The organism is Amaricoccus solimangrovi, from assembly GCF_006385685.1.
Classification (GTDB): domain Bacteria; phylum Pseudomonadota; class Alphaproteobacteria; order Rhodobacterales; family Rhodobacteraceae; genus Amaricoccus; species Amaricoccus solimangrovi.
Window position 1 is genome coordinate 1 of record NZ_VFRP01000040.1, and the last position, 20,812, is coordinate 20,812.

The following is a 20,812-nucleotide window of genomic DNA, read 5'->3' on the forward strand; positions in this document are numbered from 1 at the left end:
TGACGCGGGAGGCCGCCGCCGTGCTGCCGGTGAAGGCCCTTGTCACCTACATCGACTCCGGGGCGACGAGTCTCAGAACCGCCCGCGTCCGCCGGGCCGCGCCGATCGCGGCGCTTACCCCGAGCCCCGCCGTCGCGCGCCAGCTCGCGCTCGTCTGGGGCACCTTCCCGATCGTCACCCCGCCCGCCGAGGGGGTCCGCGCCATCGTGGCCATGGCCCGCGGGGCCGCCGCCGACCGCGGCTTCGCAGGCGCGGGTGACATCATCGCCATCGCCGCTGGTGTGCCTTTCGGCGTTCCCGGCAGCACGAACCTGCTTCGCATCGAGCAGTTGCCGGCGGGGTCGACGAAAGCTCGCGCAACGCCGCGCGCGCCGATATGTTCGAAACCGAAAGGGTCTGACCATGTCGGTCATCATCGACGTCGTAGCGCGTGAAATCCTGGACAGCCGGAGCAACCCGCCCGTCGAGGTCGATGTCCTGCTCGAGGACGGCGCCATGGGGCGCGCGGCGGTTCCCTCCGGCGCCTCGACCGGCGCGCACGAGGCGGTGGAGCTGCGCGACGGCGACGCGTCGCGCTTCGGCGGCAAGGGCGTGCTGAAGGCGGTCGAGTCGGTGGACGGCCCGATCGCCGAGGCGACCACCGACCTCAGCGCCACCGACCAGGTGGCGATCGACAGCCTGTGAAACGGCGCTTCGACGCGCTCGAGCTTTCCGCCGCGCTCAGTTTCGGGTACGGCGACGTCGAGATCGACCGAAGCTGGAGGGGCACACCCGTGCCCGCCGACTGCGTCCAGTGGTCGACCTCCGGCCAGGTCCGCGCCGCGTACATCCTCGGCGGCGACCGCGCCATGCCTCGCATCGGCCTCGGCTTCGATCATTTCGCCTCGGCGAGCTTCACCGAGGGTGGCGACACCTTCGCGCGGCTCGATGTGAACACCGACGCGGCGACCTTCGTCAGCCTGCGGCCGGCGGTGGAATTCGGTGGAGAGATCGTGAGAGCAAGTGGCACCAGACTGCGGCCCCACCTCACCCTCGGGGCGACGCGGTATCTGAACGACCCGGCCGTCAGCCTCGGCGCGAACTTCGCGAACGCGCCCGACAACACGCCCGACTTCACCGCGCGGACCAGCCTCGACGAGACCGTCTTCGACGCGAGCGCCGGACTCGACATGCTGACCGCCGGCAACATGACGGTTCGCGCCGAGGCGTTCCTGAGCACTTCGAGCAACAGCGAAGGCCACGGCGGCAGCCTGAAGATCGAGATCCCGCTTTGGCGATGAACCCGGACCCGGCCGTTGCCCCGCGGATGAGCCACGGGCCATGCTGATCCGGTGCCCAGGGGGAGAACCCGGCGATGTATGTTCGCGGCGGTCTGAACCCGCGCCGGCTGCCGCGGGGATCGTGGCGGCTCTTCCTCGTCGCGATCGTCCTCGCGGCGGACGCCCCTCAGCTGTTCCTCGCCACCTCCGGCCGGGGTGACAGTCCTGGCTTCTTCGCCGCTCTGGGCGGCCAGGTGATCACCGGCCCGACATTGACGAATGTCAACGATTTTCGCGGGATCCTCGTGTTGCCCTGAATCTCGCCAACGAAGCTCGCCTGGATCCGGAGCCAGGACCCTGGGTTCAGCAGAAGAGATGCGCGGTCGCCGGGTCGAAGGTGAGTGAGACGGTCTCGCCCCGGCTGAGGCCCGGGGCGGCCTCGTGTCCGAAGGGCAGGCGGATCGAGAGCGCCTCGCCGCGCGGGGTCACGGCCGCGACGTGGAAGTTGTTGCCGAGGAAGGTCACGTCGGTGACGGTCGCCGGCAGGCCGTCGTCGCGCCCGCGCGCGAGGCGGATCCGTTCGGGCCGGAGCAGCAGCGTCGCGGCGCCGGGCCGGGCGGCGCCGTGGACCGGAACGCCGCGCATCACCGACCCGCCGACCCGGATGTCGGCGAGCTCGCCCGGGTGGCGAGGATCTCCGCCGGGAGTGTGTCGCTGTCGCCGATGAACTCGGCGACGAAGCGGGTCGCGGGATGGGCGTAAAGCTCGGCGCCGGTGCCGACCTGTTCGATCCGGCCCTGGCTGAAGACCGCGATCCGGTCGGAGAGGCGCAGCGCCTCCTCCTGGTCGTGGGTGACGTAGAGGATGGTCACCCCGGTCTGCTGGTGGATCCGGCGGATCTCGTGCTGGATCTCCTCGCGCAGCTTCTTGTCGAGCGCCGACAGGGGCTCGTCCATCAGGAGCACCGGCGGATCGTAGGCGAGCGCGCGGGCGAGTGCCACGCGCTGCTGCTGCCCGCCCGAGAGCTTGCCGATGCGCCGGTCCTCGAAGCCTTCGAGCCGGACGAGGCGCAGCATCTCGCGCACCTTCGCGTCGATCTCGGCCTTCGGCCGGCGCCGCACCCTGAGCGGGAAGGCGATGTTCTCGCCGACCGTCATGTTCGGGAAGAGCGTGTAGCGCTGGAAGACCATCCCGATCTCGCGCTGGTACGAGGGCCGGTCGAGCAGGGTTCGGCCGTTGAGCAGGATGTCGCCCCGCGTCGGCTGCTGGAAGCCCGCGAGGATGTAGAGCGTGGTCGACTTGCCCGAGCCCGAAGGTCCGAGGAAGGTCAGGAACTCGCCCTGGCGGATGTCGAGCGTCACGTCGTGCACGGCGACGATGTCGCCGAATTCCATCCGCAGGCCCTTGATCTCGAGATAGGGGGCGGTCATCGGGCGTCTCCTTTGCGGAAGAGGGCGGCGAGCAGCATCAGGATCAGCGTCAGCGCGACGAGCAGCGTCGAGGCGGCGGCGATCACCGGCGTCAGGTCCTGCCTGAGCGTGGTCCAGATCTTGACGGGCAGGGTCTGGAGCGTCGGGCTCGACATGAAGATCGCCAGCACGACCTCGTCCCAGGACATCAGGAACGAGAAGATCGCGGCGGCGAAGAGGCCGTGGCTGATCGCGGGCAGGGTGACGCGCAGCTTCGCCTCGAGCGGCGTCGCGCCGCAGAGCACGGCCGCGTCCTCGATCGCCTGGTCGAACCCCTGGAGCGCGCCCGAGATCGCAATGATCGAGAAGGGGAGCGCCACGATCGTATGGGCGAGGACGAAGCCCGCGAAGGTGCCATTCAGGCCCAGCCTGAGGGCGAAGGCGTAGAGCGCCACGGCGAAGACCACCACGGGCAGGATCATCGGCGTCAGGAACAGCGCGCGCAGCGTCTCCGCGCCCCGGAAGCGGCCGCGCACCAGGCCGAAAGAGGCGAGCAGCCCGAGCAGCACCGAGAGCACGGTGACGACGAGGCCGATCCTGAGCGAGGTCCAGGCGGCTTCGATCCAGCGCGGATCGGCGAAGAGCTCGACGTACCATTTCGTCGTCCAGCCCGGCGGCGGGAAGATCAGCCACTGCGACGAGCCGAAGGAGAGCGCGACGATGAAGAGGATCGGCAGGAGCAGGAAGAGCGAGACCAGCGCGGTGAAGATCACAAGCGGCCATTTCCAGGCGCCGAGCCCGTCGAAGTTCAGCAGCATCTCACAGCCCTCCCGCGCGGCCGGGACCGAAGAAGCGCAGCTGCAGCGCGTAGAGCCCGAGGGTGACGACGAGGAGCGCGAAGGCGGCGGCGGCGCCCATCCCCCAGTTGACGAGCGATTGCACGAACTGCGCGATGAGTTCGGCCAGCATCATGTTCGCCGTGCCGCCGAGCAGCGCCGGGGTGACGAAATAGCCGAGCGACATCACGAAGACCATGAGCGCCCCCGAGAGGATCCCCGGCAGCGCGAGCGGCAGGAGCACGCGGCGCAGCGCCTGCGCCCTTGTCGCGCCGCAGAGCGCGGCGGCCTGAAGGATCGCCGGGTCGATCGCACGGATGACCCCGGTGAGCGGCAGGATCACGAAGGGCAGCATGATGTAGGTCATGCCGATGGTGACGCCGGTCAGGTTGTTCACGAGCTCCAGCGGCTTGTCGATGACGCCCATGGCCATCAGCGTCTTGTTGATCACGCCGGTGCGTTGCAGCAGCACCATCCAGGCATAGGTGCGGGCGAGCAGGTTGGTCCACATCGAGAGGATCAGGATTGCGAAGACGATCCGGCCGAGCCGGCGCGGCATGATCGCGAGCATCCAGGCGACCGGAAAGCCGGCGGTGACCGAGATGAGCGTCACGAGGCCCGAGACCAGGAAGGTGTTGAGGAAGATCCTCAGATAGGTCGTGGAGCCGAAGAGCTCGGCGTAGTTCCCGAGGCCGGGCGCGGGCTCGGTCACGCTCCGGAGCAGGAGCGCCGCGACGGGAAAGACGAAGAAGACGATGACGAGCAGGAGCGCCGGCACGACATAGGCGAAGCCGCTCGGCTCCGCCGCGCCGAGGGGCGCGGGCCGGGACGACACGGGGACGGCGACCGCGGGCATGGGCGGCTCCTTTCGTGAGACGGGTACGGCGGCGGGGTCGCGGCGGACAGATGTCCGCCCTACGGGTCAGGCGGTGGGGGGTAAGGCGGACAGCTGTCCGCCCTACGAAGGCGCGGCGCAGGGCGGACATTTGTCCGCCACTACCCGCGCCGCCGCGCTTACTCGGCCTGCCAGGCGTACCAGCGCGTACCGATCTCGTCGCGATGCGCGGCCCAGTATTCCATGTCCGCGTTGACCTGCGCCGCGTCCTGGGCGTCGGGTAGCGTCGCGCGCACCTTCGGGTCCATCTCGGAAGGCGCGTCGAGGTTGATCGGCGCGTAGCCCGTCGCCGCCGCCAACTCGGCCTGCGGCTTCGCGGAGGTCGCGAGCGCGATGAACTTCATCGCCTCGGCCTTGTTCTTCGCGCCCTTGGGCACCACGAGGCTGTCGGCGGCGGTGATGTTCTGGTCCCAGGAGGTCTCGACGGTCACGCCGGACTCCGCGAGCGCGGTCAGGCGGCCGTTCCAGAAGCTGCCGAAGGGCGTCTCGGCGGAGGCCAGCAGCTGCTGCGACTGCGCGCCCGAGGACCACCAGATGATGTCGTCCTTGATCGTGTCGAGCTTCGCGAAGGCGCGGTCGAGATCGAGCGGGTAGAGATCCGCCGGCGCCACGCCATCGGCGAGCAGCGCCGCCTCGATCACGCCCGGCGCGGACCATTTGTAGAAGGCGCGCTTGCCGGGGAATTTCTCGGTGTCGAAGAGGTCGGCCCAGGTCTTCGGGCAGTCATCGGCCGCGTCCCTGTTGCAGCCGATGACGAAGGCATAATAGAAACTGCCGACCGAGTAGTCGGTGACGAAGCGCGGATCGAGCTTCGAGCGGTCGATCACCATGAAATCGAGCGGCTCCAGAAGGCCGGCCGGACCGGCCTGCGCGGCGTAGTCGCCTTCGACGTCCACCACGTCCCAGGAGACGCTACCCGACTCGACCATCGCCTTGATCTTGCCGTAGTCGGTCGGACCGTCCTGCAGCACGTCGACGCCGGTCTCGGCGGTGAAGGGCTCGGCCCAGGCTTGGGTCTGGGCATCCTGCGTTGTGCCGCCCCAGCTCGTGAAGACCATGTCGGCGGCGGAAACGGGCAGCGCGGCGCTGACGAGCAGGCTCGCGAGGGTGGTCCTAAGGCGCATCGGTCGATCCTTCGTGAAATGGGTTTCGGCGTCGGGCGAGGTCGGGCACCGGCGAGAAGGCCGCCGGTTTCATGATCCTGGTCTCGGCGACCTCGATCAGGTCGCGGATGCGGGGCAGGAAGGCGATCCACTCGGGATCGGCGTTGAGCCGCGCCCGGCGCGCCTCGCGCTCGTCGAGCGAGGCGAAGGCCCAGATGTGGACGATCTCGTTGATCGGCCCGATCTCGGACGAATAGTAGCCGAGGAGTGTGCCGAGGTGCCGCTTCTGGATCGCGATCCCCTCGGCCACGGCGGCGAGATAGGCGGGGATCGCGCCGTTCTTGAGCCTGTAGGTGCGAATCTCGATATACATCAGCGCATCACGAACGGGTCGGGGATCGGGTCGTCGGAGGTGCGGAGCCAGACCGTCTTGGTCCGCGTGTAGTCGAGCGCGGCGGCGAGCCCGCCCTCGCGTCCCTGCCCCGACAGGCCATGGCCGCCGAAGGGGGCGATGGGGGAGACGGCGCGATAGGTGTTGACCCAGACGACGCCGGCCCGGAGTGCGCGGATCATCCGGTGCCCGCGCGCGAGGTCGCGGGTGAAGACGCCCGAGGCGAGGCCGTAGGGCGTGTCGTTGGCAAGCCGGATCGCCTCCGCCTCGGTCTCGAAGGAGACGACGGAGAGGACCGGCCCGAAGAATTCCTCCGCGAGCGCGGGGGCGGTGGTCCCGTCGCAATCGAGGATCGTCGGGCGCCAGTACCAGCCGGGGCCTTCGACGGGCCCGCCGGTGATCCGCTTCGCCCCCGCCGCCTCGGAGCGGGCGACGAGGTCGGCGACGTGGCGCAGTTGCCGCTCGGTCGCGAGCGGGCCGACCTCCGTGCCCATGTCGAGCGGCGAGCCGATCGTGACCGCCTCGGCCTTCTCCCTCAGGCGGTCAAGGAAGGCGTCCTTCACGCTCCGCGCCACGATCAGCCGCGACCCTGCCACGCAGCTTTGCCCCGCCGCGGCGAATATGCCGGCGACCTGGGCGTTGGCGGCGCTCTCGAGATCGGCGTCGGCGAAGACGACGAAGGGCGACTTGCCGCCGAGTTCCAGCGAGGTCGAGGCGAGGTTCTCGGCCGAGTTGCGCACCACCGCCCGGCCCGCGTCCGGGCCGCCGGTGAAGGCGATGTGATCGACGCCGGGGTGGCGCGTCAGCGCCGAGCCGCAGGTCGGTCCGAAGCCGGTGATGACGTTGACGACGCCCGCCGGGAAGCCCGCCTCGTCGATCAGCCGCGCGAATTCGAGGAGTGGGCCGGGCCCGTCCTCGGAAGCCTTCACGACCAGCGTGCAGCCGGCCGCCAGCGCCGGGCCGATCTTGACCGCGGCCAGGAAAAGCTGGCTGTTCCACGGGACGACGGCCGCGACGACGCCGACCGGCTCGCGCCGGAGCCAGACTTCCATGTCGGGCTTGTCGATCGGCAGATGCGCCCCCTCGATCTTGTCGGCGAGCCCCGCGTAGTAGCGGTAGTAATCCGCGACATAGGCGATCTGGGCCGAGGTCTCGCGGATGATCTTGCCGGTGTCGCGCGTCTCGATCTCGGCGAGCCGGGCGGCGTTCTCCGTCACCAGATCGGCGAGCCGCGAGAGGAGCTTGCCGCGCGCCGTCGCGGTCATCGCGGGCCACGGTCCCTCGCGGAAGGCGCGGGCGGCGGCGGCCACGGCGCGGTCGACATCCGGCTCGCGCGCCTCGGGCATTTCCGCCCAGGGCTGCCCCGTCGCCGGATCGAGACTCGGGAAGCGGGCGGAACCGTCCTCGAAGGCGCCGTCGATGTAGTGCTGGAACCTCATGCGAAGGCCGGCATCACGTTGGAGATGAAGCGTTCGAGCGAGGCTTTCTTGCGGGCGAAGCTCATGCCGGTGTCGATCCAGAACGAATATTCGTCGTAGCCCATCGCCTCGTAGGCCTTGAGGCGGCCGATCACGGTGTCGGCGTCGCCGACGACGTTGTTTGTCCGCATCACCTCGGGCGAGATCATCGGGTTCTTCAGTTCCTCGTCCGACAGCGGCGACATGAGGCCCTGACTGATCTCGCGCTCGTTCCTGAACCAGGCGAAGAAGTAGTTGTAGTAGACCGAGATTTCCCGCGCGGCCGGTTCGACGTCCGCCTCGTCCGAGCCGACGTAGGTGTGGCGCAGGAGCATGATCCGCGGGCGCGGGGTTTCGGGAAATTTCGCGCAGGCGGCGTCGAACCGCTCCATCAGCGTGGTGACTTCGCCGTCGTCCTGCCAGAGCGGCGTCACCTGGACGTTACACCCGTTCGAGACCGCGAATTCATGGCTGTTCGGATCGCGCGCGGCGACCCAGATGGGCGGATGCGGCCGTTGCAGCGGTTTCGGCGCGGAGGTGGTCTTCGGGAATTGCCAGAACGCGCCCTCGTGCGCGGAGTCTCCGTCCCAGAGCTTCTTGACCGCCGGGATGAGCTCGCGCATCCGCTGCCCGGCGTTCCAGGCGTCGAGCCCGGGCATCAGCCGCTCGTATTCGAAATTGTAGGCGCCGCGGGCGATGCCGATCTCGAGCCGGCCGCCGGTGATGATGTCGGTCATCGCCGCCTCGCCCGCGAGCTTGATCGGGTGCCAGAAGGGCGCGATCACAGTACCGGTGCCAAGCCGCGCGGACTTCACCCTCGAGGCGAGGTCGGCCAGGTTCAGGAACGGGTTCGGCGCGATGGTGAAATCCATCCCGTGATGCTCGCCGGTCCAGATCGAGGACATGCCGCCCCGGTCCGCGATCTCCGCGAGCGCCACGAATTCCTCGTAGAGCTCGGCATGGCTCTGTTCGGGCGTGAGGCGCTCCATGTGGACGAAGAGGGAGAATTTCATCGTCAGGCCTTTCCGTCGAGGGGATGGACGCGCCCCCGGGTCTCGTTGCCGAAATAGACGCCGAAATTGCCGAGCGCGCTCTCGGCGGCGAAGCGGCGCACGACGTCGCGCGTCGGCCCGTCCGCGATCCGGTCGTAGGGGATCTCCGTCAGCGGCACGAAACGGCCCTCGCTCGGCGCGCCGAAGCCCGCGTCGCAGCGGTAGACGATATGCTGCCAGCCTCGGGCGCGGTCCTCGTAGACGGAGTAGACGAAGCCCACATGGGTCGGCAGGCCGATCCGCGCGAGCAGGAAGGCGCGCAGCGCCGCGGGCGAGTTCGTGGTCTCGATCGGCGCCTCGGGCAGGGTGAGCGGGCCGTCCTCGCCGCCGAGGAGCAGGATCGCGCCGTCGCGCTCGACCACGGCGCCGACGCGGGCCGCGCCCTCGGCCGCCGCCGCGACCGCCGCGCCGAGCGTGCCGGGCTTCACATAGGCGCCGCGCGCATAGCCGAGCCCGTTCGCGCCCGCGTCCTCGAAGGCGCGCACCCGGCCGATCAGAACGGCGTGATCGCCCGCCTCCACGATCTCGTGCGTGGCGCAGTCGAACCAGGCGGCCGCGCCGCGGATGATCGGCGCGCCGTTCGGCGACGCGCTCCAGTCGATGCCGGCGAAACGATCGTCGGACGGACGGGCGAAGGTGTTCGAGACCCCCTCCTGATCCTCGGCGAGGATGTTGATGGCGAACCCGCCGGCGCCGGTGACGGTGGCGTAGTTGTACGACCGCTTCGCGAGGCAGACGAGCAGCAGCGGCGGGTCGAGCGAAACCGAGGTGAAGGAATTGGCGGTGAAACCGATCGGGTTTCCCTCCGCGTCGGTCGTGGTGACCACGGTGACGCCGGTCAGGAAGGCGCCGAAGGCTCCACGCAGCGCGCGGGGATCGAGCGTCTCTGTCATCGCGCCGCCTCCTCGGTGAGCCAGGTTGCAAGCGCGGCGTTCACGGCGGCCGGCGCGGTCATCGGCGCCATGTGGCCATGGCCCTCGATCACCACGGCGGTCCCGCGCGGCGCGGCGGCGGCCATGGCGCGCGCCATGGCGGCGGTGGAATTGGCATCAAGCGCGCCGGTCAGGAACAGCGCGGGGCGGGCGAAGCCGGGCCAGACATCGGCGTAGGTCGCGTCGCCGGTGGCGAAGGCGCGGTAGGCGGTAGCGTAGCCCTCGGCGTCCACGGTCTCGAGCCAGCCGCGCACCAGCGCGTAGGCCGGATCGCCGGTCTCCGTGCCGAACCAGCGTGCGAGCGGGCCTGCCGTGTCGCGATGTCCCGAGCGGAGCGCCTCGGCGCGGGCGACGACCGCGGCGCGGGCCTCCGGCGAGCGGCGGTGGACGCCGCAGAGGAGCGCCACCCGGTCGAGCCGTTCGGGATGCTCGGTGGCCATGCCCGAGGCGATCAGAGCGCCCATCGAATGGCCGGCGAGGCTCGCCCGCTCGATCCCGAGGTCATCGAAGACAGCTGCGAGCCAGGTGACGAAATCGGGCAGCTCAGCGCCGGGGGCCAGTGGGCGGGCGCCGCCGTGGCCCGGCAGGTCGAGCGCGATCACGCGGTTGGTCGCCGAAAGCGCGGCGATCTGCGCCGCCCAGGCTTCCGCGCGCAGGCCGACGCCGTGCACCAGCACGAGCGGTTCGCCCGCGCCCTCGGCCAGGTAGGCGGCGCCGGAGCGGGTCTCAGACCGCGGCGGGATTGTCAACGGCATGGCCAAGATCCTTCAGGTCCTGATAGCGGTCGCCGATCCGGTGATGCGGACGCCCGCCGGCCGAGGCGCCGAGGGCCACGACGATCTCGTCAGCCGCCGGCGCGTCCGGGATCGCGGTCTGGATCGTGAGGTAATGCGAGCGCCGCCCCTCGTCGTTCTTGTCCATGAGCGGAATCATCACGGGCGCGTTCGCCGGCCCGCGGGTGTTGCAGAAGGCGAGATAGGATTTCGCGCCGACCGCCTCGCGGTAATGGTTGCCGAAGCGCAGCGTGTGGATGAGCGCGGAGGCGTGCTCGATCTCGCCGTCGAGGCCGACGACCGCGGCCTTGCCGTAACCCTCGACCGCGGCGCCGGAGCCGACGGCGTCGATGATCATCCGCGTCAGCGTCTCGCCGAGCACCGGGGCGACCGCGTGGATCGCGGGCTTGAGATCCTCGACGAATCCCTGCCCGGCCCAAGGGTTCCGCACCACCGCCATCGCGGCGAAGAGCCGGAGCGGCCTCGGCGCCTCGCGTCCGCCCTCGATGAGCGTGGTCTCCTGCCACAGCAGCGTCTTCCGGATCCCGAACGTCAAGGTCTCGCTCCCCATATGCCGACTCGATTCGTCATACGGTCTTATGGTATACCATCATATAGCGCTGTCAACGTTGTCCCGTGGGTCGAGTGGAGTTATGACGAGCAGATGAACGAGAATGCGTGCGAAATGGGCAATTTGCGGATTGATTCGCCTCCGACCACGCTCCGCGCGATCGCGCTGGAGCGGATGCGGCGCGCGATCATCGCGGGCGTGTTCAAGCCTGGTCAGCGGCTGGTGGAACGCACGCTCTGCGAGCAGCTCGGCGTCAGCCGCTCGGTGATCCGGGAGGTGATCCGTCATCTCGACGCCGAGGGGCTGGTGATGACCACGGGGCAGGGGCCGGTTGTGGCCAAGCTGGCCTGGGACGACGCGCGCCAGATCTACGAGATCCGCGCCGCGCTCGAATCGGCCGCCGTCGAGGCCTGCGCCCGGGTGGCGGACGCGGGCGTGAAGGCCGAGCTGCGCGCGGCGGTGGACGAGATCGAGCGCCGCGCGGCGGAAAGGGACTGGATGGCGGTGCTGGAGGCGACCGAACGCTTCTACGACGCGATCTTCACCGCCGGGGGCCATACGGTCGCGGGCGAGATCGTGCGCCGCCTGCACGGGCGGGTTGCGCAGCTCAGGGTGCTGACGCTTGGCTCGGAGAACCGCCGGGTGACGGGGCCGAGGCGCATCCGCGAGATCTGCGAGGCGATCACCGCGAACGACCCGGAGGCGGCGGGCGCCGCCTGCCGGACCCATATCCGCGAGGCCTGCGCGATCGCGGAGCGGCTGCTCGCGAAATGACGGAAGGGGGAGAAATGGACGCCGATCTGTTCGAGAAGGGTCTCGCGGCGCGCAAGGCGACGCTCGGGGCGGACTATGTCGAGAAGAACCTCGCGGCGGCGGATGATTTCAGCCGTCCGTTTCAGGAGGCGATGACCGCCTGGTGCTGGGGCTTCGGCTGGGGCGACGATGCGATCGACCCGAAGACGCGCTCGATGATGAACCTCGCGATGATCGGCGCGCTCGGCAAGATGCACGAATGGGAGCTGCACTGCCGGGGCGCGCTCAGCAACGGTGTGACGCGGGAGGAGATCCGCGCGATCCTCCATGTGATCGGCATCTACTGCGGCGTGCCTCAGGCGCTCGAATGCTTCCGGGTCGCGCGAAAGGTGCTTGGTGAGTCGGACTGATCGTTCTCATCGTATGTGCGCGTGTCCCCCTCGCGGGGCAGACCGCGCCATATGTCGCGCGGCCACGGAGATCGGGCGCCCGCGAAGTCGCGCGCGATGGCCGTGATCGTCGCGGCTCCTCCGTTGGCCCCGGTGTGCTGATCCAATCCGCTGGCCCCGGGGCGCGAGGTTGCGCGGGTTGTTATCCCGCGCGGCGCGGATCGGGGCTCATGTTGCCCTTGGGGAGTGGCTCGCGCCGGGGGTGTGGCGCGAAGATCCCACGGCTCTCAGCTTGCGCTGCCGGCGGAGATGGTCGCCGAAGCGTGGCGCCAGATGCGCCGCGCCGCGAGGGCGACGATCCTGACCACCATTGCCCACGTGCTCATCACTACCCGGGAACTCCGCGCCGAAGGCTTGGCAGGAAACCCCGTGCTCTGGACGCGGCCCGGACCGGGCTCGAGGTCACGACGTGCCTCGGCGGGAAAGACGTTCGACGAGGCGTGTACGCGACGCTGGAGATTTGGCCAGGGCGAAGGAAACGAACTGCGTCCGCCGCGTCTGTCCCGCACCGGGCACGCCACTGGTCGGGTCATCGAGAACTCGTCTCGTTTTCGGGCAATCCGAACCGCCCCTGCTTGGTGCCAACGTACTGCACGATCCCTTCCCGCGCGGAGCGAAGCACCCGGACGCGGATCTCGAAGACGCCGCTGAGCCCCGCGTATTTCCCCGTCCCGCCGACCCAGCGACCGGTTCCGACGTTGTCTCCCTCGAGAGGCTGTTCGTCGAAATCCGCCCGTTCGAAGATCTGGTCGCCATCGGCGTCGGTGTAGGCGCAGCGCACATGCTCCTGAAAGGTGCCGGCCGCCTCGTCGGTCTCCCAGATGCCGAGGCAACGGCCGGTCTGATGGTCGAGGAACCGCGCGTTCTCAGCGTTCATCGTCGTAAGCGTCGAATTCACGATGCCCGCGAACCGGGCAGGCCCGATCGCAACCGGCGGAACGCTGTCCTCCGCGTAGCCGACGAAATTGGCCGCGAACGAACCCTCGCCCGCCACCGACTGCGCCTGAGCCGCGAGGCCCGCATGCATCGCCACGACCGACAGGATCACCGCCGTCGGCCACCGACGAGTGACCGTGCCGCCCTCCTCAGCAGCCCGCGGGGTAAAGCCGGGGTTCCCGGAGTGTCGCCTCGGGTGGGTGATACGCGGCGTTTCTCCCATATTCCTTGGCCTCCTCCCGTCGGTCTCCGCCCTCACGTCGGACGAGCGCCAACGGCGTCGCAGCCTCGGCGGTCGCGGGCGTGACCCACAGCGCCATCGGCCTCTCGCCGTCCCCGACACTCGCCGGCCGGCTCCGCGCCCAGTCCAGCACCTGCGCCGACAGCGATGCGATCGCGAGCGCGACGGCGGCGCGGCCAATCCATGTTCCGATGGTTCGGGTCGCGCGAGGCGCGGGCGCGGGCCTGCGCGGCGCGCGGCGCATCGGCGGAAAGCGGCGGCCGAGCGCGGCGACCACCCGGGGGCCGGGCTCGATACCGAGATCCTCGCGGAAACGCGCAGCGCAGCGGTCATAGGCCTCGCGCGCCGCGCCCGCGCGTCCGACCCGCAGGCAGAGTTCGATGAGTTCGGCCTGCGCCTCCTCATCCAACGGATCGAGCGCCACGCGCCGGCGGGCGGCGGCGATCGCCGCGTCCGGCTCGCTCCGCCCCGCGAGCACACGCGCCGCCCGACGGTGCAACTCGGCGCAAGCGAGGTCCAGTTCAGCGCGCTTGTCGCGCAGCCATGTCTCGAACTCGGGGGCCGGGACATCCAGTCCGGCGCAAAAGGAGCCCCGGACCCGCGCCGAAGCCTCGAGGATCGCCGTCTCGCCACCTCCGCGCAGGGCCGCGACGAGCGCGTCGAGATCGCTCTCGACCGCGCCGGAGACCAGCCAGACCGCCTCGGCATCGGCGGCGAGCGCGTCGCCGGCCGCGCCCAGATGGGAGCGAAGCCGGACAAGGCACTGCCGCAGCGCGTGCCGCGCCGCCGAGCTGGAACGCGCGTCACTCCAGATCAGTTCGACGAGTTCGGAGCGTGTCGCGCGGTTTCCGGCGCAAGTTGCCAGAAAGGCGAGAAGCGCCGTCGCCTTCGGCCCCGGATCGCGGATCGCCTGCCCGGCTGGGCCGACGAACCGGGGCGCTCCCATGAGCGATATTCGAAGACCAGGCATGCCGTCGCCAACTCCTTCTCCCCATTCCTAACACGGGACACGCGGATTCCGGCCTGAAAAGCGCCCTTTCAAGGCATGCGGCCCCGGAGTGACGGTGGCCGTGACGCCTGCGTGACGCCGGCGGGCGCAGGATTCCTCCGGCTTGGGGAGTATCCAGGCGAATCAGGCAAAGGAGACGGATTGATGGATATGCGCTCCATTCTGACCGCGTTCTCGCTGACGACCGCGGTCCTGACCCCGTGGGAGACGTCGCTCGCCGATGACGGCGCCATGCAAGTCGACGGTGCCGAACTGTCCTATTCGGAGCGGGGCGAAGGCCGCCCGGTCGTGTTCGTTCACGGCGCGCTCTCCGACGCGCGGATCTGGGACGGCTACGCCGGAACGATCGCCGCGCAGGGGCGGTTCATGGCCTATACCCAGCGCTATTTCGGTACCGGCGACTGGCCCGACAAGGGCGAGCGGTTCTCGCGCGAGACGCATGTCGGGGATCTCATCGCCTTCGTCGAAGGGCTTCACGCGGGCCCGGTCGATCTCGTCACCTGGTCCTACAGCGGCGAGATCGCGACCTACGCCGCGCTGCGGCGCCCCGATCTCTTCCGCTCGATGGTCCATTTCGAGCCCGATGTCGTCGCGCTGCTCGACGGGCTGCCGGGCGCGGCGGCGGCGAACGCCCAGGCGGAGTCGACGCTCGGCCCCGGCATCGCCGCGCTCGAGGCGGACCGGCCGGAGGAGGCCGCGCTCAGGTTCATCGAGGCTGTGTTCCGGATGCCGGAGGGCGCGGCCGAAAACGAACCCGAGCCCTTTCCAGCTTACTGGCGCGAGAATGGACGAACGCTGCCATTCTTTGTTGCCATGGAGCCGGGTCCCGCGATTTCCTGCGCCGATCTCGGAGCCCTTCGCGTACCGACGCTGATCGTCGTCGGGACCGACACGCTCGTCAGCTTCGCGATGGAGGCCGAGCAGCTCGCCCGCTGCTCCGGCAATGCGTTGCTGACGCGAATGGAGGACGTGACGCACGACGGCCCCTATCGTCGGCCAGACCGTTTCGCCGAGCTGATCCTGGCTTTCCGCGCGATCGTCGGACCCGAATGAGGCGCCCTCCGGGAGGCTATGGCCATGATCGAACTCATATTCGTCGCCTGTCTCCAGAGCGCGCCGGAGACGTGCCGCGAGGAGAGGATGCTGTTCGTCGACGCGCCACTCCTCGGCTGCGTTCTCGGCGCGCAGGCCGAACTCGCGACCTGGGTTGCCCGGCATCCGGATTGGGGGGTCCACCACTGGACCTGTCGCGCCGGAGGCGCCTCCGAGCGCGAGGCGTAAAGGCCATGCCGGACCGCCGACGCGGAAGGCCAAGTTAATGTGGCCGACCCCTGCTGACTGCCTGCGCGCGGCCTGCTACACGAACATAGCGGTCAGCGGCCAGTTCGGCCTCTCGCGTCGATCGGGTGGCGATGCGCAAGCTGGCCGGTGCGATCCCGGCGCGAGCCTTCTGACTTGAACCCGTGCCGAAATATCCCGATGCCACTCTATATCCGGGATCCGGAGGTCGCCGCCCTGGCCGAGGAGGCGGTGAGGGTTCTTGGCGCGACGAACAAGACCGAAGCCGTCCGCGCCGCCCTGAAGACCACCATTCTCGACGCCAGGCGCCGGACGCCGCTGCGCGAGCGGATCGAGGCCGCGCGCCGGCTCGCCGACGCGCTCGGCCCCGCCGATCCCGCCTATGACCACGGGCGGGACATGCATGCGCTCTGGGAGGAGTGAACCGGTGCTTCTCGACGGGAGCGCCATCGTTGCGATCCTGAACCGTGAGCCCGGCTCGGACGAGCTCGTGAGGCGGATCGAGGCCGGGACCAACGTCAGGACGCCGCTCTTCTCGCCGCTGAGCCGCTTCGAGGCGATCGTCAGCCTTGCCCGCTCGCGCCCGGAAATGCCTCGTTCCGCCTCGGCCGAGCTGATCGCGGCGGCGGCCGAAGCCGTCGACCAGCTGCTCACGGAAGCCGGCGCCAAGAGCATCGCGATCAGCGACGATATCGGGACGGGCGCCTCGAATGCCGCCCGCACCTATGGCCGCGCCGTGAGGCCTCCGGCGGATCTGAATCCTGGCGATTGCTTCGCCGATGCTTGCGCGAGGACCAGAGGCGTCGCCTTGTTCTACAATGGCGACGACTTCGCCAGAACCGATCTCGCGTAGGGAAGGCCGCCGTATGAGACGCCAGATCACCTGGATGGTCGCGCCGCCGGAGCGACTTCATCGGGCCTTGCGCTGAACCCGGAGCGCGGGCGCCAGGATGAGAACGCGAGGGACGGGAGGTCGCCAATGTGGCAGCCCGCGGAGAGCTACCCCGATCCGGCGATCGAGTTCCTGGCCGAGGAGTTCCGGGGCACCGTGCCGCTCACTTATCGCCGCGGCTGTTCCCCGGTCGCCGGGGCGGTGGCGCGCGGAATTGCGCGGACGATCGGATGCCGTTGCCATCCCACCGGTCGGAGATCCCCAGCTCCGCCTCAGCGCCGCACCCTCTCCGCGACCGGAGGCGCCGGAGCGTCGGCCGGTCGCAGAGCGAGACCGGCAGGCAGCCGCGCGGCCGTGTTCGCGGGCGAGATCGCCTGAGGCGCGCAAGGATTGACGTCATGAAAATCCAGGAGCGATTGCAGGACGACCTTCATCTGCAGCGAGAAATCCAACGCCACGAGGCCCGTCGGATCGGGATCGAGCGCGCAGCTCGCCCCGATCCGCCCGAAGGGAACCGAGCCGTCGAAGTTACGGAACCACTGCAGGCGCTGCGCGTCGGTGCCGCAGGCCGCCCCGGGAAAGAGCGGGACCATCGGGTACTGCGCGGTGCCGTGGCAGCTGAGGCAGCCCGACATGGGGTTGTCCACCGGGCCGTTGACTCGCCCCGCCCAGCCAAGGTGGGCGGCGGCGTAGGCCGGGCTCGCGGCGCTGACCCGGCTTTCCTGTAGCGCCGTCCCCGAGGCGACGTCGGCGGGCGTGACACCGGGATCGTTCCCCCACGAGAGGCCGACCGGGCGCAGCTTCATCCAGGGCGAGTTTTCCTCGGCATCGCGGTCGTAGGCGAAGGTGCCGAAAACCCAGCCGACCGAGGACTCCGGGGAGGTGGCCGCGACATCCATCTGCATCAACCTGACGTCAAGCGGGCCGTCGTCGGTCGCAATGGTCCAGCTCGGGGCGCCGGCCAGAAGATCGCCCACGGCGTCCTGGAAGTCGTCCGGTCGCGCGGCGCTGAAGAGGATCTTGAAGCTCACCGTACCGGGGCCGAAGCGCGTGTCGGTGAGATCGGGGACATCGCCGCCCAGCACCCGGCCGATCGTCACGGCGCCGACGGCGTTGTAGAAGCCGATGGCGAAGTTCTCGGCCCGCATGCCGGGCTTCAGCCCGAGTTCGGGCCCAAAGACGGTTCGCTCCGAAGTGAGCCCATGGCGGTGCTCGCGGCGCGCCGGACCAAAGTTCATCATCGGCATGTGGTACCAGCGCCGGAGCGGGTTGGCCTCGGGCCGGAAGTCCGCTTCGATCATGCCGAGAAAGACGTAGTCCCGAAGGGCGTAGAGCCAGGCGTCCGCGCCGGTCGCCGTCGTGTAGTCGATCGACAGCCACGGCGCGTCCGCCGCCGGCGCGGTTGCCGGATAGTCCTGGGAAAGCCGGAACCAGGGGCCGGGGTCGCCGGCCGCCGGCCGCGCCGCGGGGGTTATGAAGTCGGGGTATGCCCCGCCGCACTCGGCCGTGAATGTACCGCCGGCCGAGGGAGCGCCGGTCTGGGAGACGGAAAGACACGTGGCACCCGGCGCGCAGCCGGCGGCCTGCGCAAGCGCGGGAACCGGCGCAACGCCGGCGAGCAGGGTGGTGATCATCAGGGCCGCCCGCGCGAACATCCTCGTCTCCAAGGCACGATGCGCTTCCTACTGCCAAGACGATCATACCTCATCCCTGGTCGGCGGGATACCGAAAGAAGGGTCTGGCCTGCTCCTTCTCTGGTGCTCTTCTCTACGGCGGAGGATCGCGTGTCCCGCCAACACACGCGCTTCGTCGTTGCTGCCACGGACCGAATGCGGTCGAGGTGACGAGACTGCCAATATCAGGTCGGGGTGATAACGTTCGCGGGCATGTAGGTGGCGCGCCGTAGGATCGGCCGTCCTCCTTGGATGCGCTCCCTGCCTTGCCACCTTCCTGACTGTCTCGAGATGGGAGCCAGCCCGGCGAGGCTCGGGGCCTGCTTTCCCGCGAGGGTCCCCAACTCCGTCGATTGTCCGCAAGTGCTGTTCGATCCGCCTGACGCGGACGTCGAGCTGCGGCAAGGTGGCTCGCCACCTCGGCGCAGGCGCGAGGATGGTGATCGAGGTGGGCTGCCGCGACATCCGCGACCTGACCGAAATGGGTTGCCAGCTCGGGTCGAAGGCGATCTCGGCGCAGGGCGCGGTCAAGGAGACGCTCGGCTCGGTCAATGTGCCCATCGTCTGCTCCGGGCAGGCAGTCGAGGCGGGCGACGTGATCGTGGCCGATGACGACGGTGCCGTGGTCGTGACGCGCGCGGAGGCCGCCGAGGTTGTCAGGGCGGCCGAGACCGCGCTCGCCAACGAGGAGACGAAGCGCAAGCGCTTCACCGCCGGCGAACTCGGGATCGACCTCCACGACATTTGCCCGCGCCTCGCAGAGAACGGCCTGAAGTAGATCTGATCCGGTGCTCGGCGGCGTTCCCTGTCTCTGAATGCGCTGCGGTACGTGGAAGGGCGCCTACTTCCTCAAGCATGATCTCCCCCCGACCCCGCGGATCGCGACGCGCTGCTCCTCCGGCGCAAAGGTGGTCGGCCTTGTGCGGGGCCGACGGCGTGGAGCTGCGAGAGCTGAGCGACAACAAAGCCTGACGTTCAGATCGGGATCCCGGCCCGTCAGTAGATCGCATAGACCTTGCGCAGGGTCTCGATCACGTCCCAGCGCCCGGTCCAGCCCGGCGGCAGGATGACAACGTCGGCCAGCGACATCGCTCCTGATCTTGGGCCCGACATCGGAGCAACATCTCCTCGTCACCGCTGACTCGTCATCAACGATGTCGCTGACAATTCACCCGCAAAGTCGCGCTACATCTCCTGACCGGCGCCCCTCGGACGACCCTTCGCCGCGCGAGCGTGGCGAAGTCAGCTACGCCGCCTCAGTTGCGATCGGCATACGCGTCGACATTGGCCGGAGTGATCAGCTCGAATGGGATGAAGGTCTTCTGATCGAAGGGGGCGCCCTTGAGGATCTTCATCGTCGTGTCGATCGCGCCGCGGCCCTGCCCGAACGCGTCCTGGAACACCGTTACCTCGATCTCGCCTTCCTTCATCGCCGCCCGTGCGTCTCGCGATCCATCGATGCCAGCGACAACGATATCATCGAGGTTCTTGCCCGCGGCCTTGAGCGCCTGCATCGCGCCGATCGCCATCTCGTCGGCGTTGGCGATGACCGCGTCCATCGGAACGCCCGCCGTGATCCAGTTCGACATCAGATCGAAGGCCTGGGTCCGCTGCCAGTTGGCAGTCTGCTCGTCAACGATCGTCATGCCGGAACATTCCTCGGTGGCGATGACATCCTTGATATCCTGTGTGCGCTGGCGCGCCGCCTGGTTGCTGAGTTCGCCCATGATGACGACGACCTCGCCCTTTCCGCCAAGAAGACGACACACTTCCTTCGTCTGCAGCGTGCCGGACTCCACCTCGTTCGAAGCGACGAAGGCCTGGTTCGGGGGCAGTTCGTCGATGTTGACCGGCATCCGGTTCACGTAGACGAGCGGCACGTCCGCCTGCGCGGCGATCTGGGTCAGGGCGACCGTCGCGTCTTCGGCCAGGGCAATACCGCGATCGATGTGGGGCTAAGGCTGATCGACGGCGAGCCGGTCGAGCAAAAGACTTACGTCCCTTTCGAACTCGTCACGCCCGAGAACATGACGGAATACGAAACCCGAAATTGAACGCGGGACCATAAGGACCGAATTTGGCGCCCGGCCTCGGCCGGGCGTTTCGCATGTCAGGATCGTCAAGCCCGGGGCACGTTTTCCGCGGTCAATGTGATGAACTGGATCGGCGCCGTGTCCGGTGCGATATCCAGCAGCCCAAGGCGATTCATCATCAGGTCAATCGCCCCGCCGCGCCTGGGCTTCCGGCGCCTGATCGAGAACCACATGCATGACCCCATCGCGCAGCGCGGCGGCGGTGGTTTCCTCGAGAAGCACGGCTTCCGGAGCCAGGTCCATCACCGCAAGCCGAAGGGGCGCCCCATGGCGCCGCAGATCCGGCGCGGCAACGCCGGCCGCTCCAAGGTCCGCGCCGCCGTCGAGCATGTCTTCGCCCGGCAGAAGGGAGGGATGGGCCTCTTCGTCAGGACCATCGGCATCGCCCGGGCGAAGGTGAAGATCGGCATGGCCAATCTGGTCTACAACATCGGCCGCCTGGTCTGGCAGGAGCGCCGCCGCGGTCTCGCGTGACCCAGAGAGCGCCCCGGGGCCGGGCCGCCACGGGCGCGGCGCATCAAGCAAAGCGCCGAAATGGTCCACCTCTATCCGCGAATTCCGTGCCCGAGGGCTGGAATGCCGGTAAATCGAGGTCCTCAGCTGACCAGCGTGGCCTCGGTCGCGGCGCGGACCTCGTCCTCGGTCACACCGTCGGCGAGTTCGACGAGCTTGAGCCCGCCCTCGACCACGTCGAACACGCCGAGATTGGTGATGATCCGGTCCACGACGCCCGTGCCGGTCAGCGGCAGCGTGCATTCGCGCAGCAGCTTCGATTCGCCGTGCTTGGAC

28 protein-coding genes and 3 pseudogenes are annotated in these 20,812 nt (G+C 69.2%); 12 read left to right on the plus strand and 19 right to left on the minus strand.

What is annotated here, in order from left to right; genetic code table 11:
- From FJM51_RS21300 to FJM51_RS21315, 4 genes and pseudogenes are all read left to right on the plus strand, one after another.
- The coding region (locus FJM51_RS21300; RefSeq protein ID WP_306419456.1) for a pyruvate kinase alpha/beta domain-containing protein at positions 1–434 on the plus strand (434 nt) is incomplete at its 5' end.
- Positions 403–675: pseudogene (gene eno, locus FJM51_RS21305) on the plus strand (phosphopyruvate hydratase); the annotation flags it as partial. The gene FJM51_RS21300 and the pseudogene eno, both read left to right, overlap by 32 nt.
- Before the next feature lie 5 nt (positions 676–680).
- A complete protein-coding gene (locus FJM51_RS21310) occupies positions 681–1,280 on the plus strand; it encodes an autotransporter outer membrane beta-barrel domain-containing protein (RefSeq protein ID WP_140456149.1) in 600 nt (199 codons plus the stop codon).
- A gap of 74 nt (positions 1,281–1,354) precedes the next feature.
- A complete protein-coding gene (locus tag FJM51_RS21315; protein ID WP_140456150.1) occupies positions 1,355–1,576 on the plus strand; it encodes a hypothetical protein in 222 nt (73 codons plus the stop codon).
- A 46-nt stretch (positions 1,577–1,622) separates the two neighbouring features.
- Here FJM51_RS21315 and FJM51_RS24220 read toward each other — a convergent pair whose 3' ends face one another.
- The 11 genes from FJM51_RS24220 to FJM51_RS21365 form a co-directional block, all read right to left on the minus strand.
- Positions 1,623–1,904, minus strand: a complete 282-nt coding sequence (locus FJM51_RS24220) for a TOBE domain-containing protein (RefSeq protein ID WP_210240380.1) — start codon at positions 1,902–1,904, stop codon at positions 1,623–1,625.
- A complete protein-coding gene (locus FJM51_RS21320) occupies positions 1,904–2,689 on the minus strand; it encodes an ABC transporter ATP-binding protein (RefSeq protein ID WP_210240381.1) in 786 nt (261 codons plus the stop codon). The genes FJM51_RS24220 and FJM51_RS21320 overlap by 1 nt, the downstream gene beginning before the upstream one ends.
- On the minus strand, positions 2,686–3,486 hold the full coding sequence (locus FJM51_RS21325; protein WP_140456151.1) for an ABC transporter permease: 801 nt from the start codon (positions 3,484–3,486) through the stop codon (positions 2,686–2,688). The genes FJM51_RS21320 and FJM51_RS21325 overlap by 4 nt, the downstream gene beginning before the upstream one ends.
- Position 3,487: 1 nt before the next feature.
- Positions 3,488–4,360 carry an ABC transporter permease gene (locus FJM51_RS21330; RefSeq protein WP_140456152.1) on the minus strand — a complete coding sequence of 291 codons (873 nt, stop codon included), beginning with the start codon at positions 4,358–4,360 and terminating at the stop codon, positions 3,488–3,490.
- 158 nt (positions 4,361–4,518) lie between these two features.
- A complete protein-coding gene (locus FJM51_RS21335) occupies positions 4,519–5,523 on the minus strand; it encodes an ABC transporter substrate-binding protein (RefSeq protein WP_140456153.1) in 1,005 nt (334 codons plus the stop codon).
- The gene (locus tag FJM51_RS21340; protein ID WP_140456154.1) at positions 5,513–5,875 is read right to left on the minus strand and encodes an NIPSNAP family protein; all 363 of its coding nucleotides are present in this window, start codon (positions 5,873–5,875) and stop codon (positions 5,513–5,515) included. Before FJM51_RS21340 ends, FJM51_RS21335 begins: the two co-directional genes overlap by 11 nt.
- Positions 5,875–7,332 carry an aldehyde dehydrogenase gene (locus FJM51_RS21345; RefSeq protein WP_140456155.1) on the minus strand — a complete coding sequence of 486 codons (1,458 nt, stop codon included), beginning with the start codon at positions 7,330–7,332 and terminating at the stop codon, positions 5,875–5,877. Before FJM51_RS21345 ends, FJM51_RS21340 begins: the two co-directional genes overlap by 1 nt.
- A complete protein-coding gene (locus FJM51_RS21350; protein WP_140456156.1) occupies positions 7,329–8,363 on the minus strand; it encodes an LLM class flavin-dependent oxidoreductase in 1,035 nt (344 codons plus the stop codon). The genes FJM51_RS21345 and FJM51_RS21350 overlap by 4 nt, the downstream gene beginning before the upstream one ends.
- Positions 8,364–8,365: 2 nt before the next feature.
- A complete protein-coding gene (locus FJM51_RS21355; RefSeq protein ID WP_140456157.1) occupies positions 8,366–9,295 on the minus strand; it encodes a flavin reductase family protein in 930 nt (309 codons plus the stop codon).
- A complete protein-coding gene (locus FJM51_RS21360; RefSeq protein WP_140456158.1) occupies positions 9,292–10,089 on the minus strand; it encodes an alpha/beta fold hydrolase in 798 nt (265 codons plus the stop codon). Before FJM51_RS21360 ends, FJM51_RS21355 begins: the two co-directional genes overlap by 4 nt.
- Positions 10,061–10,663: an amino acid synthesis family protein gene (locus tag FJM51_RS21365; protein ID WP_140456159.1), complete on the minus strand. Its 603-nt coding sequence runs from the start codon at positions 10,661–10,663 to the stop codon at positions 10,061–10,063. Before FJM51_RS21365 ends, FJM51_RS21360 begins: the two co-directional genes overlap by 29 nt.
- 129 nt (positions 10,664–10,792) lie before the next feature.
- Between FJM51_RS21365 and FJM51_RS21370 the strand changes: the two genes are divergently transcribed.
- On the plus strand, positions 10,793–11,452 hold the full coding sequence (locus FJM51_RS21370; RefSeq protein WP_233713212.1) for a GntR family transcriptional regulator: 660 nt from the start codon (positions 10,793–10,795) through the stop codon (positions 11,450–11,452).
- A 14-nt stretch (positions 11,453–11,466) separates the two neighbouring features.
- Positions 11,467–11,841 carry a carboxymuconolactone decarboxylase family protein gene (locus tag FJM51_RS21375; RefSeq protein WP_140456161.1) on the plus strand — a complete coding sequence of 125 codons (375 nt, stop codon included), beginning with the start codon at positions 11,467–11,469 and terminating at the stop codon, positions 11,839–11,841.
- A 568-nt stretch (positions 11,842–12,409) separates the two neighbouring features.
- On the opposite strand, the gene FJM51_RS21380 is transcribed toward FJM51_RS21375, so the two are convergent.
- Together FJM51_RS21380 and FJM51_RS21385 are read right to left on the minus strand one after the other, a co-directional pair.
- Positions 12,410–12,928: a hypothetical protein gene (locus FJM51_RS21380; protein WP_140456162.1), complete on the minus strand. Its 519-nt coding sequence runs from the start codon at positions 12,926–12,928 to the stop codon at positions 12,410–12,412.
- 37 nt (positions 12,929–12,965) lie between these two features.
- On the minus strand, positions 12,966–14,003 hold the full coding sequence (locus FJM51_RS21385; RefSeq protein ID WP_181164697.1) for an AfsR/SARP family transcriptional regulator: 1,038 nt from the start codon (positions 14,001–14,003) through the stop codon (positions 12,966–12,968).
- Positions 14,004–14,216: 213 nt separating this feature from the next.
- Between FJM51_RS21385 and FJM51_RS21390 the strand changes: the two genes are divergently transcribed.
- The 4 genes from FJM51_RS21390 (at position 14,217) to FJM51_RS21405 (ending at position 16,218) form a co-directional block, all read left to right on the plus strand.
- Positions 14,217–15,119: an alpha/beta fold hydrolase gene (locus FJM51_RS21390; RefSeq protein ID WP_181164698.1), complete on the plus strand. Its 903-nt coding sequence runs from the start codon at positions 14,217–14,219 to the stop codon at positions 15,117–15,119.
- 24 nt (positions 15,120–15,143) lie between these two features.
- Complete coding sequence (locus tag FJM51_RS21395) at positions 15,144–15,347, plus strand: hypothetical protein (RefSeq protein WP_140456165.1); 204 nt, start codon at positions 15,144–15,146, stop codon at positions 15,345–15,347.
- Positions 15,348–15,545: 198 nt separating this feature from the next.
- Entirely contained in the window at positions 15,546–15,788 is a 243-nt protein-coding gene (locus tag FJM51_RS21400; RefSeq protein WP_140456166.1) for a type II toxin-antitoxin system VapB family antitoxin, read from the plus strand.
- A 4-nt stretch (positions 15,789–15,792) separates the two neighbouring features.
- The gene (locus tag FJM51_RS21405) at positions 15,793–16,218 is read left to right on the plus strand and encodes a type II toxin-antitoxin system VapC family toxin (protein WP_140456167.1); all 426 of its coding nucleotides are present in this window, start codon (positions 15,793–15,795) and stop codon (positions 16,216–16,218) included.
- A gap of 311 nt (positions 16,219–16,529) precedes the next feature.
- On the opposite strand, the gene FJM51_RS21410 is transcribed toward FJM51_RS21405, so the two are convergent.
- Positions 16,530–17,891, minus strand: coding sequence for a hypothetical protein (locus FJM51_RS21410; RefSeq protein WP_140456168.1), 1,362 nt, complete (start codon positions 17,889–17,891; stop codon positions 16,530–16,532).
- A gap of 224 nt (positions 17,892–18,115) precedes the next feature.
- Positions 18,116–18,274 carry a transposase gene (locus FJM51_RS21415; RefSeq protein ID WP_438502773.1) on the minus strand — a complete coding sequence of 53 codons (159 nt, stop codon included), beginning with the start codon at positions 18,272–18,274 and terminating at the stop codon, positions 18,116–18,118.
- A gap of 92 nt (positions 18,275–18,366) precedes the next feature.
- Between FJM51_RS21415 and FJM51_RS21420 the strand changes: the two genes are divergently transcribed.
- Positions 18,367–18,708, plus strand: a complete 342-nt coding sequence (locus tag FJM51_RS21420; RefSeq protein WP_140456169.1) for an RraA family protein — start codon at positions 18,367–18,369, stop codon at positions 18,706–18,708.
- A gap of 218 nt (positions 18,709–18,926) precedes the next feature.
- Here FJM51_RS21420 and FJM51_RS21425 read toward each other — a convergent pair whose 3' ends face one another.
- From FJM51_RS21425 to FJM51_RS21435, 3 genes are all read right to left on the minus strand, one after another.
- Entirely contained in the window at positions 18,927–19,019 is a 93-nt protein-coding gene (locus tag FJM51_RS21425) for a cupin domain-containing protein (RefSeq protein ID WP_210240382.1), read from the minus strand.
- Positions 19,020–19,186: 167 nt separating this feature from the next.
- The gene (locus tag FJM51_RS21430; RefSeq protein ID WP_140456170.1) at positions 19,187–19,879 is read right to left on the minus strand and encodes a substrate-binding domain-containing protein; all 693 of its coding nucleotides are present in this window, start codon (positions 19,877–19,879) and stop codon (positions 19,187–19,189) included.
- Between the two features lie 170 nt (positions 19,880–20,049).
- Complete coding sequence (locus FJM51_RS21435; protein WP_210240383.1) at positions 20,050–20,196, minus strand: hypothetical protein; 147 nt, start codon at positions 20,194–20,196, stop codon at positions 20,050–20,052.
- Positions 20,197–20,233: 37 nt separating this feature from the next.
- On the opposite strand from FJM51_RS21435, the pseudogene FJM51_RS21440 reads away from it, so the two are divergent.
- Positions 20,234–20,497 (plus strand): annotated as a pseudogene (locus tag FJM51_RS21440) (IS5/IS1182 family transposase); the annotation flags it as partial.
- A 122-nt stretch (positions 20,498–20,619) separates the two neighbouring features.
- Here the strand turns inward: FJM51_RS21440 and FJM51_RS21445 are convergent.
- A pseudogene (locus FJM51_RS21445) lies at positions 20,620–20,812 on the minus strand (succinyl-CoA--3-ketoacid-CoA transferase); the annotation flags it as partial.

Bases quoted from the DNA above. Each gene is read 5' to 3' on its own strand.
- FJM51_RS21360 (WP_140456158.1), bottom strand. From the start codon at position 10,089: ATGCCGTTGACAATCCCGCCGCGGTCTGAGACCCGCTCCGGCGCCGCC.
- FJM51_RS21325 (WP_140456151.1), bottom strand. From the start codon at position 3,486: ATGCTGCTGAACTTCGACGGGCTCGGCGCCTGGAAATGGCCGCTTGTG.
- FJM51_RS21370 (WP_233713212.1), top strand. From the start codon at position 10,793: ATGGGCAATTTGCGGATTGATTCGCCTCCGACCACGCTCCGCGCGATC.
- FJM51_RS21355 (WP_140456157.1), bottom strand. From the start codon at position 9,295: ATGACAGAGACGCTCGATCCCCGCGCGCTGCGTGGAGCCTTCGGCGCC.
- FJM51_RS21375 (WP_140456161.1), top strand. From the start codon at position 11,467: ATGGACGCCGATCTGTTCGAGAAGGGTCTCGCGGCGCGCAAGGCGACG.
- FJM51_RS21345 (WP_140456155.1), bottom strand. From the start codon at position 7,332: ATGAGGTTCCAGCACTACATCGACGGCGCCTTCGAGGACGGTTCCGCC.
- FJM51_RS21320 (WP_210240381.1), bottom strand. From the start codon at position 2,689: ATGACCGCCCCCTATCTCGAGATCAAGGGCCTGCGGATGGAATTCGGC.
- FJM51_RS21395 (WP_140456165.1), top strand. From the start codon at position 15,144: ATGATCGAACTCATATTCGTCGCCTGTCTCCAGAGCGCGCCGGAGACG.
- FJM51_RS21420 (WP_140456169.1), top strand. From the start codon at position 18,367: ATGGTGATCGAGGTGGGCTGCCGCGACATCCGCGACCTGACCGAAATG.
- FJM51_RS21340 (WP_140456154.1), bottom strand. From the start codon at position 5,875: ATGTATATCGAGATTCGCACCTACAGGCTCAAGAACGGCGCGATCCCC.
- FJM51_RS21335 (WP_140456153.1), bottom strand. From the start codon at position 5,523: ATGCGCCTTAGGACCACCCTCGCGAGCCTGCTCGTCAGCGCCGCGCTG.
- FJM51_RS21330 (WP_140456152.1), bottom strand. From the start codon at position 4,360: ATGCCCGCGGTCGCCGTCCCCGTGTCGTCCCGGCCCGCGCCCCTCGGC.
- FJM51_RS21315 (WP_140456150.1), top strand. From the start codon at position 1,355: ATGTATGTTCGCGGCGGTCTGAACCCGCGCCGGCTGCCGCGGGGATCG.
- FJM51_RS24220 (WP_210240380.1), bottom strand. From the start codon at position 1,904: ATGCGCGGCGTTCCGGTCCACGGCGCCGCCCGGCCCGGCGCCGCGACG.
- FJM51_RS21435 (WP_210240383.1), bottom strand. From the start codon at position 20,196: ATGTGGTTCTCGATCAGGCGCCGGAAGCCCAGGCGCGGCGGGGCGATT.
- FJM51_RS21410 (WP_140456168.1), bottom strand. From the start codon at position 17,891: ATGATCACCACCCTGCTCGCCGGCGTTGCGCCGGTTCCCGCGCTTGCG.
- FJM51_RS21385 (WP_181164697.1), bottom strand. From the start codon at position 14,003: ATGGGAGCGCCCCGGTTCGTCGGCCCAGCCGGGCAGGCGATCCGCGAT.
- FJM51_RS21400 (WP_140456166.1), top strand. From the start codon at position 15,546: ATGCCACTCTATATCCGGGATCCGGAGGTCGCCGCCCTGGCCGAGGAG.
- FJM51_RS21425 (WP_210240382.1), bottom strand. From the start codon at position 19,019: ATGTCGCTGGCCGACGTTGTCATCCTGCCGCCGGGCTGGACCGGGCGC.
- FJM51_RS21350 (WP_140456156.1), bottom strand. From the start codon at position 8,363: ATGAAATTCTCCCTCTTCGTCCACATGGAGCGCCTCACGCCCGAACAG.
- FJM51_RS21390 (WP_181164698.1), top strand. From the start codon at position 14,217: ATGCGCTCCATTCTGACCGCGTTCTCGCTGACGACCGCGGTCCTGACC.